Genomic DNA, 20,175 nt, shown 5'->3' with positions numbered 1-20,175 from the left:
AAAAGGAGGGCCTATGAAAGCCCTGAATCCAGAATTTGTAGATGAGGCCGCTCGTGTTTTTGCGAAGGCTTTTTTTCATGATCCTTTGTATAGATGGTTTTTTCCTTCTGAAAAGAGTCGTTTCAGGAAAATAGTCGCTCTCTATCGGTTTCTTCTTTTGGCCAATATTCGCCATGTCTGGGTTTCGTCAGAACTTCTGGAGGGTATGGCCATCTGGAAGCCCCCCTATGACCATGGGATAACCATGAGTTTTTCTCTTCTTGTTCAGGGGGCAAGATTTGTTTTTTCTGCGGGTGTTGTTGCTCTTGCGAAAATGGTCTTTTTTGCTCTTTTTGCCTCTTCGTTTCGAAAGAGGTATATGCGTGAGGAGGTTTTTTTTCTTTCAGCCATTGTGGTGGATCCTCCGTGTCAGGGGAAAGGCATAGGCAAAATGATGATAGAGGAGTTTTTGGCAGAAGCAGAGAGATTGGGGATAGGCGTGTATCTTGAAACACAGAATCCTTATAATGTGCCCTACTACGAGCGTTTTGGCTTTGTGGTAGTAGAAAAGGGGAAAATAGGAGTCCTCGACCATGTTCTCATGAAAAGAGAGGCTAAATCCCCTCACTCTGGAAACGAAAAAAGAGCTGAGGGGTAGTCCCCTCAGCGTTTTGAGACCTTTGCACATTCGTGCAAAGGTCTCAAAAATAATAAAGAACATGTCGTTCCACATTTATACAGAATGGTTATCTTCACACAAAAACTAAATACTTGTTCGACCATCTTTTCTTTTTCAGTTTTGGGCTATTTTTGTCACCCATTTTTCTTCTTTCATAAAGTACTCCCGTATGGGCAAAGGGGGCGTTGTCCTCGTCGCATGCTACGCATGCGCCTCGGACGGACAATGGGCCGCTTTTGCGGGCAAGGAGAAAAACATCCTCTTCTTCCAGGGGAAGTCCTTCCTCCGTGGGCGACATCAACTTGTCCTCCTGACTTCGGAAGCATAGCGCCCACCTTGCTTCGCCGATTCCCCGCCAAAGCGGGGTCCCCGCGGCTACGCTTCGGTGGGCTTACGGGAAAAAGCAACATACGATGTCGCCCCGGGTGCCTCCTGCACCCTCACTTCGGAAGGACTTCCCCCTTGCGGCAAAAGACACACGACCGCAAAAGCGGCCCGGTGGATACTGAGCGAAGTCGAAGTGGGGTACAGAAAAAAAAGGGATTGAAGGAACAGAGCTTTCTCGTGTTATTTCTCTACTCATAAGAAATGTGAAAATAGGTATTCAGTTTCATATGTGGAACGATACATGCTCTCAAAAAAGTTGTAAAGAAGCACAATTAGCCAAAAAATATCTCTATTGATAAAAACCGCCTGGATTTTTTGAATAAAAAAGACAAACCAGTCCTTGTGAACAGAAAAATCGGGGTTTCAGGGGCGCAGCCCCTGACCCAGAGAGGAGAAGAAAACCCCTGCAGGGGTCTCGTTATTGTCTTGTTTTGGTGGATACAATCTTCCACTTGCCGTCGATCTTTTTGAGCAGGTAATCGACAGACATCACAATAGAGGGCTTGATTTTTGCCCTTTCTTCAGGGGTTGCAAATTCACTCACCTCTTTCGCGGTGTTTTTGATGAGCCATCGGGTAGTGACCACCGCATACTGAACGGCCCCATTGGTGTACATTTCGGCCTGGACAATCTCATAGCCACCTAACTTTTCCATCTCTTCTTTGAGCCAGGCTTTGGCGTTTTTATTACTCTGAAGATTGGAGAGAATCATCAGGGTTTTCTTTTTTTCATTCTCTTCTGTGAGGAGCAGAAGATACTCATAATCTCCCTTCATCAAAAAGATACACGCGGCATCGACAACGAGAACAGGATCAGAATAGTCCAGTCCTTTGTTCTGTGATACAAGAAGTAATACCATCACCAAGAGACCAAAAAACCATGATTTTTGCATACATCCTCCCTTTTCGACAAGAATGTATCGGCATAAAAAGAAAAAACTTGATTTTTCTTGGTTTTTTAGATACAATTTTTCGTTGAAAAATCAGCACAAGGAGAAAATCATGCAAAAACTTTCCTCAGGTGTCAGTCTTGGTCTTGGTATTGTTATCGGGCTTGTGGTTGGTCTTGTGGGAGGGGCTTTTCTTATGAAGACCCTTTCCTCCAAGAATGAGGGGACGATTCCACTTGAGATGTTCAATCCTCTTCCCAAAACCAAAGCCTCCAATTGGGTAGCTCAGGTTGGTGAATACACGATCACGCAGGATGACCTTGATAAGGGGCTTGAACTTTTTCTTTCACAGGTGCCAGCTGCTCAGCGTGCTCAGGTTCTCAATAATCCTTCTCTCAAGGCCCAGCTTTTAGAGGAATTTATCAATCAGTATGTGGTGATGATCGAGGCGCTCAAGGACAAAAATTTTGATACCCCTGAGAATCGCTTTCTCATTCAGGCATCTCTTCGTCAGACGGTGTACCAACTCTATCTCAAGAGTCATCTCCCTGCTGATACGTCTGTTTTTCTTCCTACCGATGCGGAGATCAATGCCTTCTATGACCAGAATAGAGCCCAGCTTTCCAAGATGAATATCCCTGCTTCTCAGATGAAACAATTTATCCAGCAGGAACTTGGCAATCGTAAACTCCAGGAATGGGCGGCTCGTTATGTGATGCAGCTTCGTGAGGCCTATCCAATCAAGCGCAATACGCAGGTGATGGGAACACAGACGCCGCTTTCCCCTCTTCCTCTGCAGAAATAACATGACGGGGGCTGGGGAGTTTCTCAGCCCCCTCTTTTTTGGAAGAGGAAAATACAAGGAGACGACAATGGCAAAGAAAAAGGGTATTTCTCTTGTGGTATGGCTGGTGGTATTTCTCCTTTTGGGGGCAATCTATCTTGTTTTGCAGAAATCGGAAAAACCAGAGAAGATACAGGCAACGATTTTTCCATGGTCGCAGGATGAGGTGGTTTTTATTAGCCGGAGCTTTAACAGGACCAATACCATGGAGTACACGGCTTTTGAGCGAAGGGATTCCACGTGGTATATGGTTTTTCCTGTGGAGGAAAAGGCGCATCCTGAACTTCTCCACAGGCTCCTAGACAACCTTGGCCGTATCAAGAGTGAACAGGCTTTTGTGGTTCCCCATGAGACCAATTGGAGTGAGTATGGGTTTTCTCCGTATCTCTATCGTTTTGTCATCAGCAATACCAGAGGGGAAGCCTTTGTCATGGATATTGGTTCTGTGAGTGTGGGACAAAACTATTATTATGTTCGTCTCAATCAGACGGAGACCAACTATCAGGTATATACCTTCAATCTTGTGGATCTTGTCCAGGATCAGGGGGCGTATCGATGGCCTGATATTTTTGATATTCCTTTTGATGCCCTTGAGAGGGTGGTGTTTTTCTATGAGGGGGCAAAGGCGGTTGAACTGCGGACAAATACCCAGGGATGGGAGATGGTCTATCCGGAGAATCGTCTTCTCACCAATTTTTCTGTGAAGTCTATGCTTTTAGACTTCTATCCTCTTCAGGCAGACCATTTTCTCACCACAGAGACAAAGCCACTTCTTCTTCAGAGGTATGGGCTTTCCCGTCCCCGGTATGGGGTGATCTTTGTAGGGAGTGGCAGAACCAATAGTCTCTGGGTATCGTCTCAGGGCAAGGATGGGTTTCTCTATGCCTATTCCTTTGAACGGCAGGGGGTCTTTGTGGTTTCGGAAAGTGAGGTGAGTACCAAGTGGATTACCCAGGCGTCTCAATTCAGGCGATAAGGGGAGGATATGCTCTCGACAGCGGAGAATCTTTTGGGGCTTTTTTATCAGGCGCCGTATGTGAACGGGCTTGTTCTTTTTCGTGGTGGAGAGTATGAAGGGGTTATCTTCAAGCGGGATCTGGAAAGGATGGTGGGCAAGCCTCCTTTTGAGGTGGAAAAGCTGATTCAAAGGCTTTCTTTTGCTCAGGTAGAGGAGTTTCTCTTTGTGAAGGAGCCGTCTTTTCACCTTGCTATTCCCCTTCTTTTTTTGGACAGAAACGAACATAGGATTATCCTGTATCCTGAACTCAGGTGGTATTTTCATCCGGAGGAGTTTCCCCTTACGAAGGTTGAGGGTATTCTTCGGGAAGTGGAGCATCCTCTTCTCATCTGTAGTCTTTTTAAGAGGGTGCTTTATCAGAATCAGAAGGCGTTTGAGCTTTTTGAAATGGACATTTTGGGGAAAAACGTGTACACTTTTCTCCGGGAATGGGCCATAGAGGAAAAAGAAGGGTTCTTTGTGGTGTATTCAGAGAAGGGACGTTTTCGGCTTTTTATCAGTGAGGCGAAGACGAAGGATGGGGATATGTTTCTGTTTCAGTTTTTTCCTGTTCTTGCTTCCTCAGACGCTCTGTGAGAACCGCTGAAGCAATAGCAAAGGCGTTGGCCACATTGAGGGAGAGTTTTCGTCCGTACAGAGGGATAGAGAGGGTAGTATCCACAAGAGAAAGGGTCTCCTCTGAGAGCCCAAACTCTTCATTGCCAACCACCAGGACGAAAGGACCTGTGGGGATGAAATCCCAGAGAGAAAGGGCGGAAGGGGTAACCTCAAGAGCGACAATGCTGTGTCCCTGCTCTTTGTAAAAACGGATGCCATCCTCTGCACAGGGAAAAGAGTGGATAGTCAGCCATTCATGGGCATGCATGCTTGTTTTGGCGACCCGGGGGTGGGAAACAGGCGGGGTAATGCCACAGAGACCCACTTCCTGCCAGCCAAAGGCCTCGGCTGTTCGTATGATACTCCCCACATTGAAAGGGGAACGGATATCACAGAGGAGCACCTTTGCAGGCCATTTTTTGAGGGGGGCTTCTCTATCGAAGACAGGGGCAAGAAAATCTTCTTCTCCTACGGTTTCCCGATTGAGAGCCAGAAGATCGTGGTAGAGGTGGTACCATTCAGAGGGAGAGGCGAGGAGTTTTTCCTGCCTTTCTCGAATGTTTTTGAAGGCTCTCTGAAGCCTGGGATGCGGATCCTCTTGTATCCAGTGGACACATTCCCAGAAGAGGGAAGCCCTGGCGGGATCTTTGATGACATCCCTGGCTATGGAGGCTATCTTTCTGATTTTCTGGGAAACAGAGAGTTTTTCAAAGGTGTATCTCATTACCCCTCCAGCAAAAAGGCTTCAAAGAGGGCTTCTGCCACCTCTTCTCTTGTGCTTTTGGAGAGCTCTTCAAGGTAAGCGATGTGATCAAACCATTCGCTGAGCCTCTTCTGGGAGATTTTCCGGTCGTATTCCTGGATACGTCGTGCTTCAAAAAGGGAAATGGAAACCTTTTCAGCCCACTTTTCAAGGGAGAGACTGCCCTTTGTCTTATAACTCCAGAGAAGTTTTGTGGTGCGATAGACCATGGCAAGGATCCGCTGCAGGGATTCCCCTTCAAGCCTGAGGCTTCGAAAGGCTGAAAGGGAGAGGTTGGGTTGTGCGGTGAAAATACCCCGGATGAGATCAAAGATAGAATGGTTTTCTGCAGGGGCAAGGAGTTGCTGACAGAGTTCAAGGGAAATCTTTCTTGTTTTGGAAGCGGCCTCTTCAAGGATGGCCATCATTCGATCTATCTCTTCTAAAGATTCATGGCTTATATCAAGAAGATACTCATACACCGTGGGTTCTACGACAAAACCCTTTTTTTGAAATTCCTGTCTTATGAAGGCCTGGATATCACGCCCGTAGAGGGTTTTGCACTCCTCGATCTCGGCAAAACTAGCTATAGCGGAGAGAAATTTTTTGCCCACAGACGAGGTGGAGAGGATAAAGATATGGGGTATATCGGAAGAAACCACAGAAAGGAGGGTTTTTTCCCATTCTTCTCTGGTACTGTCTTTGAGATCATCCCAGTTTTTGAGAAGATAGATCTGTCCCTCGGCGAAAAGAAAGTCCGAAAGGGCATGACTTTCAAAGGAAGCAGGGTCTTTTTCAGGGACATACACCACTTCTTTGTCTTTTTGTGGGAACCTTTCTAAGGTTTCTTCTACACGATGGCGTCTCAGAACCTCATTGGGCCCATGGAAAAGAAACATCCGTTTCATTGGTTCCTCCTAAAAGTGGTATGTGAGAAAAGTCCTGAGAGATGCTCCATCCATAATGAATCTCTTCTGAGAGATACTTTGTCCATCGTGAGATGAGGTAGAGATACACCCTGTCCTCGGGATAGTTTGTGATGGTGTACACCCTGTCAAAAACAGCGACATTGGAACGAAAAGGTACCTCTCCAATCTCTATCCGGAAACTTCCCCGGATTTCGTAGATGGCTCTGTCAGGGCTGATGAGCTGGCTACGAATGGGAAGCATCTCAATATATATTCGTGCTTCAGGGGGTTCCTTTTCTACGACACGATGAAAGCGGAGAAGGTTTTGGGCTAAGGCCTCCTCAATAGTGGTTTTCCAATTCTCTAAAGAAGAGGGAATGGTGAGAAAAAGCCCAAGTCGGCGAATTTCCAGGGGAAGAGCAAGTTCCCTTTTTCGGAGCTGGAGCCACTCGTTTGTCCATACAAGACTTTCATAGGGGGCAGTGGGCTGGGACTGTCGCATACATCCTTCTATGAGAAGCATTCCTGTCCCACACAGACACACCCACCAACTGAACCACCAGAGCCAGTGAGGTGTTTTCTTTTTGAAAATTTTCAGAAACTTCGTGAGAGAGAAGGGGTTGAGAAAGGTCACTCTCTCCTCCTTTTGGTTTGAGACGTCCCTGAGATATTTTCAAAAAGGGCCATCCGACATCTGCCAGATGGCCCCTTTTCTTTTTCGTAAATGATAGGGGAGAAGGGATTAGTTCTTTGATTTGTCAATGATTTTTCCCTTCTGGATCCAGGGCATCATAGCACGGAGCTGGGCTCCCACCTTTTCAAGAGGGTGTTCTGCCCACATGGTGCGCTTGGCCATGAAAGAGGGTTTGTTCACTTTGTTTTCCAGCATCCAGTCGCGGGCAAATTCCCCTGTCTGGATACGGCGGAGAACCTCTTTCATGCGTTGTTTGACGCTTTCGTCAATCACATAAGGCCCGGAAACATAATCCCCGTATTCAGCGGTATTGGAGATAGAATAGCGCATGTCAGAGAAACCACCCTGATAAATGAGATCCACAATGAGTTTCATCTCATGGATACATTCAAAGTAGGCCATTTCAGGTGGATATCCAGCCTCAACAAGTACTTCAAAACCGGCTCTCATGAGGTTGGTGACACCACCACAGAGCACAGCCTGTTCTCCGAAGAGGTCGGTTTCGGTTTCATCCTTGAAGGTGGTTTCAATCACCCCTGCACGAGCTCCTCCAATGGCATTGGCATAGGCAAGGGCAATCTCAAGAGCCTTGCCTGTCGCATTTTGATGGACGGCGACAAGACAGGGAACACCACCACCCTTTTTGTATTCCTCACGCACCATATGACCTGGGCCCTTAGGGGCTACCATAGCCACATCTACATCAGCAGGGGGAACAATCTGGCCAAAGTGGATATTGAACCCATGGGCGAACATGAGCATTTTGCCTTTGGTCAGGTTCTTCTCAATAGACTGGCGATATACATCCCCCTGGAGTTCGTCAGGGAGAAGCATCATGATGATATCAGCCCAGGCAGCGGCCTCAGCTACTTCCATAGCTTTGAGTCCGGCGTCTTCCACCTTTTTCCAGGAAGGGCTTCCCTTGCGAAGACCAACCACTACTTCCACACCGGAATCATGGAGGTTATTTGAATGGGCGTATCCCTGGCTGCCATACCCGATAATGGCGACTTTTTTGCCTTTGATGGCATCCATTTTGGCATCTTTTTCGTAATAGACCTTCATCGCGTCTATCCTCCTTATGAAATTATCGTTTTATTATCCACGCAAAAGGGCAATCTTCCCTGTTCTTGCCATCTCAATGATCCCATAGCTTTTGAGAAGTTCAATGATAGCATCGACTTTTTCCTCGGAACCAGTGACCTCAATGGTTATGGTGGTGTGAGAGATGTCCACTACCTTGCCCTTGAATACATCAGCAATCTCTATAATCTCCCGTCTTTTGGTGGCATTGACCCCGACTTTGATGAGCGCGAGTTCTCGTTCTACATATTCCTCTTCGGTGAGATCCCTGACCTTGATAACCTCGATGAGCTTGTTGAGTTGCTTTTTGACCTGATCTACCACCCGATTGTCGCCATCCACCACGATAGTCATCACAGAAACTGTTGGGTCTTCTGTTTCTGCTACAGAAAGGCTTACAATATTGAATCCCCTGGCAGAAAAAAGTCCGGCAATCCTTGCCAGCACCCCGAAATGGTTTTCAACCAAAACAGAAAGTGTGTATTGCATCAGGCAAGTCCTCCTATCATTTGTGTGAGATTGGCTCCTGCTGGTACCATGGGGAAGACATTCTCCTCCTGTTCGATTACCACATCTAAAAGAGCAGGCCCCTCCTGCGAAAGCAGGTCTTTGAGTGCTTTTTCCACATCGGCAGGGTCAACGACACGAGAAGCCCACCAGCCGTAGGCTTCAGCCACCTTCACGAAGTCAGGGTAGTAGCATTCCTTTCCGTCACAGGTGACTTTCGCTAACTTCACCGCAGAATAACGCTTGTTGTAAAAGAGTTCCTGCCACTGGCGTACCATGCCGAGATAGGTATTATTAAGGACGATAACCTTGACAGGGATATCATAATATCTGGCTGTGGCCATTTCCTGGATGTTCATCTGGAGAGAGCCGTCTCCAGCCACAACGATGGTTTGCATGGAAGGACGGGCCACCTGAGCCCCTATCCCTGCCGGAAAACCAAACCCCATGGTACCAAGCCCACCCGAACTCAAAAGTGTCCGTGGTTTGGTAAAGCCATAGTACTGAGCAACCCACATCTGATGCTGTCCCACTTCGGTGGAGATGATAGCCTTTCCCTTGGTGAGACGGGACAGAGTCTCTATCACATACTGGGGCTTGATAACCTGCGAACTTTGCTGATAGGTGAGTGGATTAGCCTTCTTCCATTCCTCAATCTGTTTGAGCCACGCATCGGTATGAACGTGGAAATCATATTTGAGAAGTTCGGTGAGAGCATCTTTCACATCGCCTACAATGGGAACATGAACCACAACGTTTTTGCTGATCGAAGAAGGGTCGATATCGATGTGGATAATCTTGGCCCCTGGAGCAAATTCATCGATCTTGCCTGTGACTCTATCATCAAAGCGAGCTCCAATGGCTAAAATAAGATCGGAATGATAGATGGCATAGTTGGCATAAACTGTTCCATGCATGCCAAGCATACCAAGATAGAGGGGATCACTTGTCTCGGCAGGATACCCCCCGAGACCCAAAAGGGTGGAGGTGACAGGAATCTTGTGTTTTCGTGCAAATTCGGTGAGAAGATCCCCGGCATTTCCTGCGATGACACCTCCTCCGTAGTATATTACCGGTCTTTGAGCCTTTTCTAAAAGTTCGATGGCCTTCTTGATCTGGCCCTGATTGACCTTGAAAAAGGGCTTGTAGCTCCGAAGTTCCACCTTCTCTGGCCAGATAAATTCGGTTTTCGTTGTGAGAACATCCTTGGGAACATCGATGAGAACAGGTCCTGGTCTGCCTGTACTGGCAATATAAAAAGCCTCCCGCACAATACGAGCAAGGTCATTGACATCTTTCACAAGGAAATTGTGCTTGGTGATAGGTCGGGTGATACCAGTGATATCCACCTCCTGAAAGGCATCGCTTCCTATCATGGAGGTAGCCACCTGTCCAGTAATAGCCACCATGGGGATGGAATCCATATAGGCAGTAGCAATCCCCGTCACTAAGTTGGTGGCTCCAGGGCCACTGGTGGCCAAGCAGACGCCCACTTTGCCGGAGGCTCTGGCATACCCATCTGCGGCGTGAGCAGCCCCCTGTTCATGACGCACGTGGATGAGTTTGATGTCTTTCTCTTCGTAGAGAACATCAAAAAGAGGGATTACTACCCCACCGGGATAGCCAAAAATTACCTCCACACCCTCTCGTTTCAAACATTCAACTAAAATCTTTGCACCAGATAGCGTCACTTTTTCACCTCCACCTTTTTCAAGTACTATTATTAAAATGCAAAAACCGAAAATAGTCAAGTTTTTGAGGTTTTGGCCTCTTGTCTCTGTTGTGGTTTCAGATGGCTCTTCAAGATAGAAAATTTTTTGTTTTTTTCCTGTATCCAAAAGGCAAAGAAAAGCACAACCAAAGTTCCTTTATACAGAAAGATCCCCACAGAAGTAAGACATTCTTTTGCCAGGCTCCCACCACAAAAAGAGGGAGAAAGAAAATCCAATCTCCTACAATGTCTACAATAGCAAAATGGCGTAAATTCTCCTCAGAATACACTATTCCTATCCCAAAGGCATTGAAGGTCATGAGAGCGAAAAGAGGAATCCAGAAAAGAAGAAAAAGGGAAAATCCTTTTTGGAGATCCTGTCCCACCAGATGATATACCTGAAAAAGCCACTCTCTTCCCAGAAAGGAAATAGCTCCAAAAACTCCCGCTCCCACCACACTCCATCCCAGAGCGGTCTTCAGAAACAAAAAAGGTGAGAGATTTTCTTGTGTCAAAGACTCGTTTTTCCTATACAAATGATTGAGCACAATGGGCGTGGCTCTCAGAATAGCCACAGGAAACATAGAAAAAAGAGCCTTCCATCCCATAACAATAGCATAGAGGGCTAACATCCATGATTTCTGAAAAAACACCGTGATTACCCAGAGCATAACAAGAGGTAGAACTTTCTCTGAAAGCGTGCGGAAGAACTCCCACCCCCAGGAAAATTGGTAGTGCCTTAACCAGAGCACTATTCTTTTGAGTCTTTCTTTCAAGGGGAAAAGAGATGGCTTTTCCAACACGAAAAAAAGGTCAATAGCCCCCAGAGTGTAGAGAATAACCGTCGAAACGTAGTTTCCTATAGCCCCCATGGATAACCAGAACATACATATCCAGTTCAAGGGGATATTCACCAGGAAAAGAATAACATTATTCATCAAGACCCGTTTTGTTTTCCCCCGACTATAGAGAATGAGTTCTTCTCCAAAGAGAACAAAACGAGGAAATATAGACATCGTCATGAGAAAAAGAAATTGTCCCCCGAGTTTTTTTACTGAAGACTCGACATGATATCCTGCATAGAGAAGGGGATAAACCACAAGTCCCAATACAGTGAGAGCGAGTGAGAGAATCACTACAAAACAAAAGATATCTTGAACTTTTCCTTTAGATTTGGAGCGAGAAAGATAGAGGGTAATAAAAGGTGTCACCAAAAGAGCAACAAAACTATCAATAAACATTATATTCTGGGGAATGGAAAACGCAGCCATAGCCTTTTCTCCAAAAAAACCAACCATTATAATATCTGTTTGTTCCATTAAACGCGCCAGGATATAACTCAGGAAAAAACCAGAAACTACCTTTAAGAAATAGAGAGTTCGATTCATTCACTTCACCTCCAGCATAGAGGATCTTCTCCCAAAAGATCACCCGAAGAAGCAAAAGCCCTTGCTCTGCAACCTCCGCATAATCGTTTTGAGACCTTTGCACGAATGTGCAAAGGTCTCAAAAAAGTAGTAAAAAACAAAAAATAGTATAAAAATGTTCCTTAACGTAATAAATAAAACTATTCCTTTGAACAAAAAAAGACAAATAAACCCTTGTAAATGGAAAAAGCGGGGTTTCAGGGGCGTAGCCCCTGACCCAAACAGGGGAAGAAAACATCCGTGCAAGGGTCTCGTTTCTTTTATTGTCTCAAGAAGGTTTTTTTCATAACAAGACCCATTTGTCGTTACACATATACGTTTTATTCCGAAATCTACAGAAGCTATATGAAGTAATTTTGGCAAAAGCGGATGAAGAAAAGGTTCTCCACCAGAAACAACAAGAATAAATGAATCATCTTGGGGGTCTGCAAATTCAAGTGCTTTTTTAAACACGGCCTCCTCCATATGAGAGCAGGGATCTTCTGCCGCGCGACAATGCTTGCAATGAAAATTACATTTTCCCGTGATTTCTATTTGGCAGGAACGAAACACAGATTCATAACACAAATCTTCTACATTAACATATATAGACATATACTGTATTTTCTCCTTATTTACTCCAGAATTAAACCACCGGTGGTTTTTTGTTTTTACTTGTATCTACCAGAAGTCATACAGTTTTCTTTTCCGATAACTACCTTAACCACTTTTTTTCTTTTCACCATTCTTGGCCTCCTGTATGAGTATTTTTTTGACTCATGAGTCGTGTTATTATAATGGGGTATTTTTTTTTGTCAAGGTCTCTTCCGACTCTTCTCGTGATTCAAGAGAAATGTCGCCCCTCTATGAAGTATAAAAACTATGGTTATTACATTGTTTCAGCAAAGAGCATGCTGGTCGAAATAAGATGAGATCTTTGCCCTCTTTTGAGCCTTTTCAAAAAAATCCTCAAAAAACACCCCCTGAAAATATAAGGCTTTTTGAATTTCTTCCGATTTTTCTGGTGTAACAACACAAAGGAGTGGGTTATGAGGAGAATAGCAGCAGTTCTTATTGGGTTTATTCTTGGAGTAAGCGCCTACGGAGTTATCAGTCGCAATGTGATTGATTTCTCCGAATATGATCAACGTATCAAACTCCAGTTTGAAGGACCAGAAGAAAGCTATATTACCAATATTGATGGTCAACCCTACATCAAGTTTGGATATAAGGATTTTCTCCTCGAAAACTGGACCATTAAACTCAATGAGTCGGCAAATATGGACCAGAATCGTTTTCAAAGCTACTGTAAACCCGTCGAAAGTAAGCGATTCGGGACTGTACTTGGGGCCCGTATCCATTTTCCCACCTGGAAGAATAATGCCAATGCCCTCATTCAACCTCCTTTCCCTATCAAGATCTATGACGATGAAGGGCGCTATATGAATATCTCCAATGGCGTGATGCCCAATGTTTCTGAGGTGCGTTCTGTGTCTATGTGGGTAAGTGGAAGAAACTATCCGTATGGGGCAAGTGTTCGTTTCAGAGACAAAAACGAAAATTATCAGGAGTTTTTCGTGGGCTGGCTGAACTTCGAGGGATGGAGAAAGCTTATGTATGTGAACCCCAACTTTTCTGAGAAGTTCAATGCCAAGGTACTTCGTCGTGAACCACTCTATCCAAAAGATGTACCGTATCTTGTGCTTGATGCGATTATTATCTACCGGTATGCTGATCAGATCGGGGGAGACTTTGTGACCTATATCAAGTCGATTGATATGGAATACACGCCCTACATTGTTGATAGCGATGTGGTGGAAGATATCAACGACGAAGAGGTGTGGCAGATTATTACCACCAGAGCAAAACGCCGACAACGCATAGAAGAAATGCGGCTTGTAGAGAACCTCTACCTCTATCAGCAGGAGAAATATCGCATGCAACTTCAGAAAGATCCTGTGGTAGACAAATAGCCCTCCAAGAAACCTCCTATAAAAGCTTCCCCCTCCCTAGGCCACCTGTTTCCCGCAGGTGGCCTCTCTTTTTTGGACAAAGTTCAAAACTTGAAAGAAAATAAAGATTTCGAGACCTTTGCACGAATGTGCGAAGGTCTCGAAAAAGTAATAAGAAAACAAAAAATAGTATAAAAATATTTCTTCTCGTAATCAATAATCCTATTTTTTTGAATAAAAAAGACAAATAAGCCCTTGTAACAGAAAAAACGGGGGAGACGGGCGCAGCCCCTGACCCAAACAGGGGAAGAAAACACCCGTGCAAGGGTCTCAAACCTAAATCAAAAATCTCCTTCTATTTGAGACCAATCGGCGGGTGTGGGATGTGGTGGTGTACGAGCATCTTTCGAACACGAATTTGGTTCGTGTGACGGATGAGTCTCTGGTGGAAAGTTTTCGGCCGGTGAGGGCTGTGGTGACGGCGGAAGTTTTGCGGGTGAGGCGTATCCCGAAGATGAAGTACTATGCGGGGTACAATGAGGAGGAGATTATTGAAAGGCTCAAGCGTGGGGAGGAGGTGGTGATTTTGAGGCATAGGGATGAGGAGATGGAGATAGACGGCAAAAGGGGGCGATGGGTGTTTGTGGATACGGGGAGGCGTACGGAGAAAGGGACACCAGTGCTTGGCTGGGTGTTTGATGCGTATCTGAGGGAGGTGGGGAGGTAGGGGCTATTTCCCTGTTTCAGCCGGTGGGGACTGCTCTCTCCTACATAAAATTCTCTCCTTTGATCAAAGGAGAGAGCTTTGTATGTTCTTACTTTTTTTCCACCAGCATTCCCGTGCCCACATCCATGACCTTTTTGAGACGAGAATTTGTGCGGAAAAATGTTTCCACTTCTGGAGAAAAACGAGAAGGAGGGAAGCCATTTGAGGAGATGATGAGAAATACCAGATCATGATGATTGGCAATGGCCTTCTGGATTTCAGCGAGATTGGTAAAAGAACCCTGCAGATGATGAATATCGGGCATAAAACGAGCAAAAGGATAATCGGTATATACCACAGCTGATGGCTTTTTTTCAAGGTACTCATAGAGCATAGCATTGACTTCTCGATGATTTCCGACGTATTTTTTCATGCGGCGATTTTGTTCCTGCGAGAGATATTGATGAGAAAAGAATAAAGAGCAGCCAACAATGAACATGAAAACCACCACTCCTGAAGGGATGAGAAAGCGATGGCTGAAAGCGAGGGTCTTGTTAAAAGAGGAGAAGAAGGATTTTTTCTGGTTTTTTGCTGGCAGAAAGGAGATGATTTTTTTTGTTGCCCATCCTATCCCAATTCCTGCTTGATAGAGAAAAAAGACAATCCCTATGGAGAAGTTTCGTATGTCGTAGGCGATGAGTTCACTCCAGAAGACAAAAGCGGGCACAGTAATAAAAAGTGCCACCCATCCAAAGGGATGAACGAACATTCCTGTTATCCAGAGAAGTACCATGAAAAAGAAAACCACAGGATGTTTGAATTGCTGAGAAAGGAAAAAAAGCCCATTTTCAAGATTTTTGGTGATGGAGGTAGATTCTTGAGAAACGAGAGGATTGCTGCTGTAAGCCTGAAAAGACCCCACCGTAAACAGTTTTGAAAAAGAGCGATGATATCCCTGCGCAAAGAATCCATACCCATACCACATGGCAAATAAAAGAAGAGCGAAAGCTGTGACAATCCAGAAGCCTTTTTGCTTGAGAAGTGAGGGGGACTTAAGGATTTCTATAATACAGAGAAGTCCCCATCCAGCTAAGTAAAGAACCCCATATTGTTTGGTAAGACTACTGGCTACCGCAAGCAAAAGGCTGATGAAGAAAGGGGATACCTTTTTTGTTTTTTGGTATTCCAGGAAAAATCCAAACGAAGCAAAGGCAAAAAACGCTGCCGGGATATCGGCAATTCCCATGGTCATGCGGGGGAAGTGTCGCCACAATACAAAAAGCCATCCTAAACTGAGAAGTCCAAACAAAGTGGTTATCTTTCTTTCCATCCAGAAGATGGCCAATCCCATAATAAAAATACCAAAGAAGAAATACGGCATGAGGCTTCTTGAAAAAAAGAAGATTTCGCTTGTTCCACTGAAGACATACGAGGTAGCCCACATGATGGGAAGCATTTGAGGATAAAAGTTTTGTTGAGCAAAAATTCCTTTCTGCTGGTACCATGCCATAGCCCAACTATTCCAACCTAAGATATCGTCTCCTGCCCATGGTATACTTCCGGATTTAGCGACAAATTGATTGAGGAACCAGAGAAAAAGAAGCATTCCTAAGGAGGCAAGGGTAGTCCAGAGGCTTTGTTTTCTTTCTGCCGGGGTTTCTTTAGAGAGTATCCAGAAAAATATTCCTAAAAATAGAAAGGAAGTACTCCAGAGGAGAACTCCAAGAGGTATATGAAAGAGAGTTCCCAAGAAGACAATGGTGTAGTTGATGAGTAAACTTATGCCTAAACTGCCAGCCATTTCATACATGAGAGAGGATCTATAACGAGAGATTCTCAGGATTACAAAACCAGAAAGAAAGGTCAAATACCAGAGGCCCCAAAAACTACGAAGGAAAAGAAGATCCATGGTCTGCTCCTTGTGGTTTTTTTAAGATATTTTTTGTTTACGTAGTATTATAAAGTATATTTTATGGAAAATCAAAGAGATGCCCTGCATCCGTGAGAATAACCTTTGCCCTTGGGCAAAAGAAGAAAAAATCCCCCTCATAAGCTCAAAAAAGGGGGACAAAGAGAAATGAGAACCTCAAAACAAAAAGATTTTCTCTCAGAATGAATAAAAAAGCACACTAAAGAGACCTTTGCACGAATGTGCAAAGGTCTCAAAAAAGTAATAAAGAAACAAAAATTAGTATCAAAATATTCCGTGCTGTAATAAATAAACCAATTTTTTTGAATAAAAAAGACAAACCGGCCCTTGTAAACAGAAAAATCGGGGTTTCAGGGGCGTAGCCCCTGACCCAGACAGGCAAAGAAAACATCCGTGCAAGGGTCTCGATAATTTATTTTATATAAAGAAGTTAGAAAAAGAATGTTTGAATAAAGGGGATAGCATATAAATCCCCTCCCCCAACAAAAAAGCCACCCAGCCTCTTCTGGGTGGCTCTTCCAATGATTCTCCAGCAAAATTATCCTATAGCCTCAGGTCCCTCCTCCTCTGTACGGACCCTGATACACCGTTCCAGAGGGAGAACAAAGATCTTTCCATCACCAATCTTGCCGGTGAAGGCCGTGTCCATAATGGTACGAATCGTGATGTCCACAAAGTTATCGTTTACTGCAATCTCGAGCTTCACCTTTTTGATGAGGTTAATTTCCGTTTCCACACCACGATACGTCTCCGTATAACCACCTTGCTGTCCACAGCCAATCACATTGGTAACCGTCATCTTGCCTACACCCGCATTGGCCAGGGCCTGTTTCACATCGGTGAGTTTTTCCGGTCGAATGATAGCTATAATCCACTTCATACAAACCTCCTTTACTTTGTGAGGAATCCCTGGAAATCAGGGTAGGCTTCTTGCCCGTGTTCACCCAGATCAAGCCCGATGAGTTCTTCCTCACGACTCACCCGAATACCCACGGTCTTGTGGAGAATAGCCCAGACAACAAGGGCAACCGTGAACACAAAAGCCCCTACCATCAAGACCCCAAGGATCTGGTGAAGAAGGAGTGTCATTCCACCACCAAAGAAAAGCCCGTTTCCTGTTTCAGCCCCTGTGATCCCATTCTCGGCAAAAAGCCCGACGGCAATTGTTTCGAAAACTCCATTCACAAGGTGTACCGAGAGAGCGCCAACAGGGTCATCAATACGGAGCTTATCAAAGGTGATAACACTCAACACCACCAGCACACCAGCCACAAGCCCTATGATGGCTGCAGACGGCACACTCACAAAGGCACAACCAGCGGTAATAGCGACCAGACCTGCCAAGGCACCGTTTACAAGCATGGTGAGATCTGGCTTGCCTTGGATAATCCAGGAGGTTATCGTGGCACTCAAAATAGCCATAATAGCCGCCGTATTTGTCGTCACAAAAATATGCGCAATGGCCTTTCCATCTCCAACACCCATGGTAGAACCCGGGTTGAACCCGAACCAACCAAACCAGAGAATAAGCCCGCCCAACGTCACAAGCGAGAGGTTATGCCCCATAATGGGCTGGATACTCCCATCGGCACGGTATTTTCCCGTACGAGGTCCAAGCAGAAGTACCCCAGCAAGCGCAGCCCATCCTCCTACCGAGTGGACAACGGTAGAACCAGCAAAATCCCACATGCCCAATTGCTGAAGCCATCCGCCACCCCATATCCAGTGTCCAACGATAGGATACACAAAGGCCACTAAGATCAAAGAGAACACAAGAAAGGAGAGAAACTTGATCCTTTCAGCCACAGCTCCAGACACAATCGTGGCCGCCGTCCCAGCAAACACAAGCTGGAAGAAAAACTTGGCCCAGAAAGGAACCTGTGTCCAGCTGATCGCGCTGTACCCTTCATCAACACCACCATTGGCAAAGAAGAGATTGGTCAGTCCCATGAATCCATTCCCATCGCCAAACATGAGACCCCATCCAATCACCCAGTACGCCAGAGAGGCCAAAGCAAACACGATGAAATTCTTTGCCAAAATATTCACCGTGTTTTTGGCCCGTGCCAATCCAGCCTCCACCATGGCAAACCCTGTGTTCATAAAAAACACAAGAAGCCCGGTGAGAAGCACCCATACCGTATCAAGGGCTACAGAAAGCGTTTTGGTCATCTCAGCACTTTCCTGCGCAAACAAAGCTGAAGACGCCACAAAAATACCTGTAGCCACCCAAAACCATCGTTTCATGGCTTTCCTCCTTTTCTGGTTTTGCCTATTTATTGGGCAAGAAGTGTGCCAGACCCTCCAGAGAGATAAAAAATCATCTCAAAAACCCTTTTCACAATGACACCAGAAAAAGTATTTCCTGTTAAACTTTTTATAAGTTCAATCATTTCAAGAAAATAGAAAATCAAGAAAAGAAAAATTCTCTTTCTTACCAAGAAAAAGAAACCATCAAAAAAAGAAAAAAAACCAAGAAAAAATTCGCATGCCGGTTTTTCTGTGTGATGAAGAAAGAGACAAAAAATTGCCATTTGCCTAATTTTTAATCAAAACCCAAAAGGACAACATTTCCGCGAATCGAATATTTTGAGACCTTCGCACGAATGTGCGAAGGTCTCAAAAAAGGGAATAAAAAAAACAAAAATAGTATAAAAATATTTCTTTTCGTAATCAATAATCCTATTTTTTGAATAGAAAAGACAAATAAGCCCCTGTAAACAGAAAAAACGGGGAAGAGGGGCATAGCCCCTGACCTAAAAAGGGCAAGAAAGCACCCGTGCAAGGGTCTCGAATATTTTATGGTGTTCCCATGACAACCTGTGGATCAATGAAGACATATCCCTTCGCTTGAAAATAAAGGACAAGTTCTTCTACCAGAGAAGGGACAAAAGAACGATTCGCTATATGGTTATTGGTGAAGTCCTCCTCTCTCAGAGAATAAAGGCGTTGCACCCCATCATGGAGAACAAGAACACCTCCTTTTTGTTTCTCTAAAGACTGGATAATTCTCTTTTTCAGGTTTTCTTTTTCCCCGGGAGGATACTCACTATCAAACTCAAATACACTCACCCCAAAAGTTCTTATCCCATAGGAAGAGAGCCCCTTCTGTGTAGACCAGAAGACCAGCCCCACCGGAGGACGAAACCAGGGAGAAGAAGCATTCGTCCCCACAGCCATAGAAAGGGCCCTGTTCCACAGGACAATCTCCTGCGAAGTTCCCCGTGCGGTAAGACGGGGAATATGCGAGTAGCTATGATTGACAATGACATGCCCTTCTTCACGGATACGTTTTACCAGATGAGGATATTTTGCCATCTCCTTTCCCACTAAACAAAACACGGCCCGAATACTGTACTTTTTGAGAACCTCCAAAAGGGCATCGGTAGTCCCGGGAAAGGGATTGGGACCATCATCAAAGGTCAAAAGAATTTCATAATCAGAGAGTCCCATGGTCTCTTTTTTCACTAAAACGGTAGAACATGCCGCGAGGCACACAAGAAGAAAAACACAAAGATATTTCCTCATAGTTTTCTTCCCTTTCATTGTAAAGAAACCAAAACCAAAATACAAGCAAAAATCAAAAACCAAGATATATCTGTCGTGTCGTTCCACATATGAAACTAATACCTATTTCCACATTTCTTATGAACAGGGAAATAACACGAGAAATCTCTGTTCTTTCAATCCCTTTTTTCTGTACCCCACTTCGACTTCGCTCAGTGCTCTCCTTCGACTTCGCTCAGGAGGCTCACCGGGCCGCTTTTGCGGTCGTGTGTCCTTTGTTGTAAGGGGAAAGTCCTTCCGGAGTGAGGGTGCGTATCAGTTGAAAGTTGAAAGTTTGTAAAGTTTATAAAGTTGGCTGCAAGGTTCAGTAGGACGAGTTGTGGTTGCTGAAGTCTCAAGGACGAGGCAATGTCGCCCACGGAGGAAGGACTTCCCCTGGAAGGAGAGGATGTTTTTCTCCTTGCCCGCAAAAGCGGCACACTATCCGTCCGAGGCGCATGCGTAGCATGCGACGAGGACAACGTCCCTTTTGTTCCACGCAGGAGCGCTTCGTGGAAAAAGAAAAATGGGTAACAAAAAGAGCTAAAAATTTAGAAGAGAAAAGATGGTAAAACGAGTATTCAGTTTTTGTGTGAA

19 protein-coding genes are annotated in these 20,175 nt (G+C 45.0%); 6 read left to right on the top strand and 13 right to left on the bottom strand.

The features are described 5' to 3' along the window. Window positions 1-13: 13 nt before the first annotated feature. Window positions 14-637, top strand: a complete 624-nt coding sequence (locus tag BREVNS_RS03805; protein WP_483427730.1) for a GNAT family N-acetyltransferase — start codon at window positions 14-16, stop codon at window positions 635-637. Window positions 638-1,463: 826 nt separating this feature from the next. Here BREVNS_RS03805 and BREVNS_RS03800 read toward each other — a convergent pair. Beyond that, window positions 1,464-1,937 carry a hypothetical protein gene (locus BREVNS_RS03800; RefSeq protein ID WP_483427729.1) on the bottom strand — a complete coding sequence of 158 codons (474 nt, stop codon included), beginning with the start codon at window positions 1,935-1,937 and terminating at the stop codon, window positions 1,464-1,466. A gap of 109 nt (window positions 1,938-2,046) precedes the next feature. Between BREVNS_RS03800 and BREVNS_RS03795 the strand changes: the two genes are divergently transcribed. From BREVNS_RS03795 to BREVNS_RS03785, 3 genes are all read left to right on the top strand, one after another. Further along, a complete protein-coding gene (locus BREVNS_RS03795; protein WP_483427728.1) occupies window positions 2,047-2,739 on the top strand; it encodes a hypothetical protein in 693 nt (230 codons plus the stop codon). Between the two features lie 67 nt (window positions 2,740-2,806). Then, complete coding sequence (locus BREVNS_RS03790; protein ID WP_483427727.1) at window positions 2,807-3,754, top strand: DUF4340 domain-containing protein; 948 nt, start codon at window positions 2,807-2,809, stop codon at window positions 3,752-3,754. 9 nt (window positions 3,755-3,763) lie between these two features. Further along, window positions 3,764-4,372, top strand: coding sequence for a hypothetical protein (locus BREVNS_RS03785; protein WP_483427726.1), 609 nt, complete (start codon window positions 3,764-3,766; stop codon window positions 4,370-4,372). Here BREVNS_RS03785 and BREVNS_RS03780 read toward each other — a convergent pair. The 8 genes from BREVNS_RS03780 to BREVNS_RS03745 form a co-directional block, all read right to left on the bottom strand. Next, the gene (locus BREVNS_RS03780; RefSeq protein ID WP_483427725.1) at window positions 4,293-5,117 is read right to left on the bottom strand and encodes a TrmH family RNA methyltransferase; all 825 of its coding nucleotides are present in this window, start codon (window positions 5,115-5,117) and stop codon (window positions 4,293-4,295) included. The two genes, BREVNS_RS03785 and BREVNS_RS03780, sit on opposite strands and share 80 nt — an antisense overlap. Continuing rightward, a complete protein-coding gene (gene holA / locus BREVNS_RS03775) occupies window positions 5,117-6,043 on the bottom strand; it encodes a DNA polymerase III subunit delta (protein ID WP_483427724.1) in 927 nt (308 codons plus the stop codon). The genes BREVNS_RS03780 and holA overlap by 1 nt, the downstream gene beginning before the upstream one ends. After that, entirely contained in the window at window positions 6,009-6,677 is a 669-nt protein-coding gene (locus BREVNS_RS03770) for a hypothetical protein (RefSeq protein ID WP_483427723.1), read from the bottom strand. Before BREVNS_RS03770 ends, holA begins: the two co-directional genes overlap by 35 nt. A gap of 108 nt (window positions 6,678-6,785) precedes the next feature. Next, entirely contained in the window at window positions 6,786-7,802 is a 1,017-nt protein-coding gene (gene ilvC / locus BREVNS_RS03765) for a ketol-acid reductoisomerase (protein WP_483427722.1), read from the bottom strand. Between the two features lie 33 nt (window positions 7,803-7,835). Beyond that, a complete protein-coding gene (gene ilvN, locus BREVNS_RS03760; RefSeq protein WP_483427721.1) occupies window positions 7,836-8,309 on the bottom strand; it encodes an acetolactate synthase small subunit in 474 nt (157 codons plus the stop codon). Further along, a complete protein-coding gene (gene ilvB / locus BREVNS_RS03755) occupies window positions 8,309-10,018 on the bottom strand; it encodes a biosynthetic-type acetolactate synthase large subunit (protein WP_483427720.1) in 1,710 nt (569 codons plus the stop codon). Before ilvB ends, ilvN begins: the two co-directional genes overlap by 1 nt. Window positions 10,019-10,127: 109 nt before the next feature. Then, complete coding sequence (locus tag BREVNS_RS03750) at window positions 10,128-11,426, bottom strand: MATE family efflux transporter (RefSeq protein ID WP_483427719.1); 1,299 nt, start codon at window positions 11,424-11,426, stop codon at window positions 10,128-10,130. Between the two features lie 39 nt (window positions 11,427-11,465). Next, window positions 11,466-12,059 (bottom strand): radical SAM protein, encoded by a 594-nt coding sequence (locus tag BREVNS_RS03745; protein WP_483427718.1) that lies wholly within the window; start codon window positions 12,057-12,059, stop codon window positions 11,466-11,468. Between the two features lie 434 nt (window positions 12,060-12,493). Between BREVNS_RS03745 and BREVNS_RS03740 the strand changes: the two genes are divergently transcribed. Further along, window positions 12,494-13,417 carry a flagellar filament outer layer protein FlaA gene (locus BREVNS_RS03740; RefSeq protein WP_483427717.1) on the top strand — a complete coding sequence of 308 codons (924 nt, stop codon included), beginning with the start codon at window positions 12,494-12,496 and terminating at the stop codon, window positions 13,415-13,417. A 364-nt stretch (window positions 13,418-13,781) separates the two neighbouring features. Further along, entirely contained in the window at window positions 13,782-14,123 is a 342-nt protein-coding gene (locus BREVNS_RS03735) for an SH3 domain-containing protein (protein ID WP_483427716.1), read from the top strand. A gap of 88 nt (window positions 14,124-14,211) precedes the next feature. On the opposite strand, the gene BREVNS_RS03730 is transcribed toward BREVNS_RS03735, so the two are convergent. The 4 genes from BREVNS_RS03730 to BREVNS_RS03715 form a co-directional block, all read right to left on the bottom strand. Next, the gene (locus BREVNS_RS03730; protein ID WP_483427715.1) at window positions 14,212-16,011 is read right to left on the bottom strand and encodes a hypothetical protein; all 1,800 of its coding nucleotides are present in this window, start codon (window positions 16,009-16,011) and stop codon (window positions 14,212-14,214) included. A 559-nt stretch (window positions 16,012-16,570) separates the two neighbouring features. Beyond that, window positions 16,571-16,912 (bottom strand): P-II family nitrogen regulator, encoded by a 342-nt coding sequence (locus BREVNS_RS03725; RefSeq protein ID WP_483427714.1) that lies wholly within the window; start codon window positions 16,910-16,912, stop codon window positions 16,571-16,573. 11 nt (window positions 16,913-16,923) lie between these two features. Beyond that, window positions 16,924-18,279, bottom strand: a complete 1,356-nt coding sequence (locus BREVNS_RS03720; protein WP_483427713.1) for an ammonium transporter — start codon at window positions 18,277-18,279, stop codon at window positions 16,924-16,926. Between the two features lie 552 nt (window positions 18,280-18,831). After that, on the bottom strand, window positions 18,832-19,560 hold the full coding sequence (locus BREVNS_RS03715) for a polysaccharide deacetylase family protein (protein WP_483427712.1): 729 nt from the start codon (window positions 19,558-19,560) through the stop codon (window positions 18,832-18,834). Window positions 19,561-20,175 lie beyond the last annotated feature (615 nt).

This window comes from Longinema margulisiae, from assembly GCF_025266855.1.
Classification (GTDB): Bacteria; Spirochaetota; Brevinematia; order Brevinematales; family Thermospiraceae; genus Thermospira.
The sequence above is the reverse complement of the archived record's forward strand: the minus strand, read 5'-3'. Positions and strand labels throughout refer to the sequence as shown.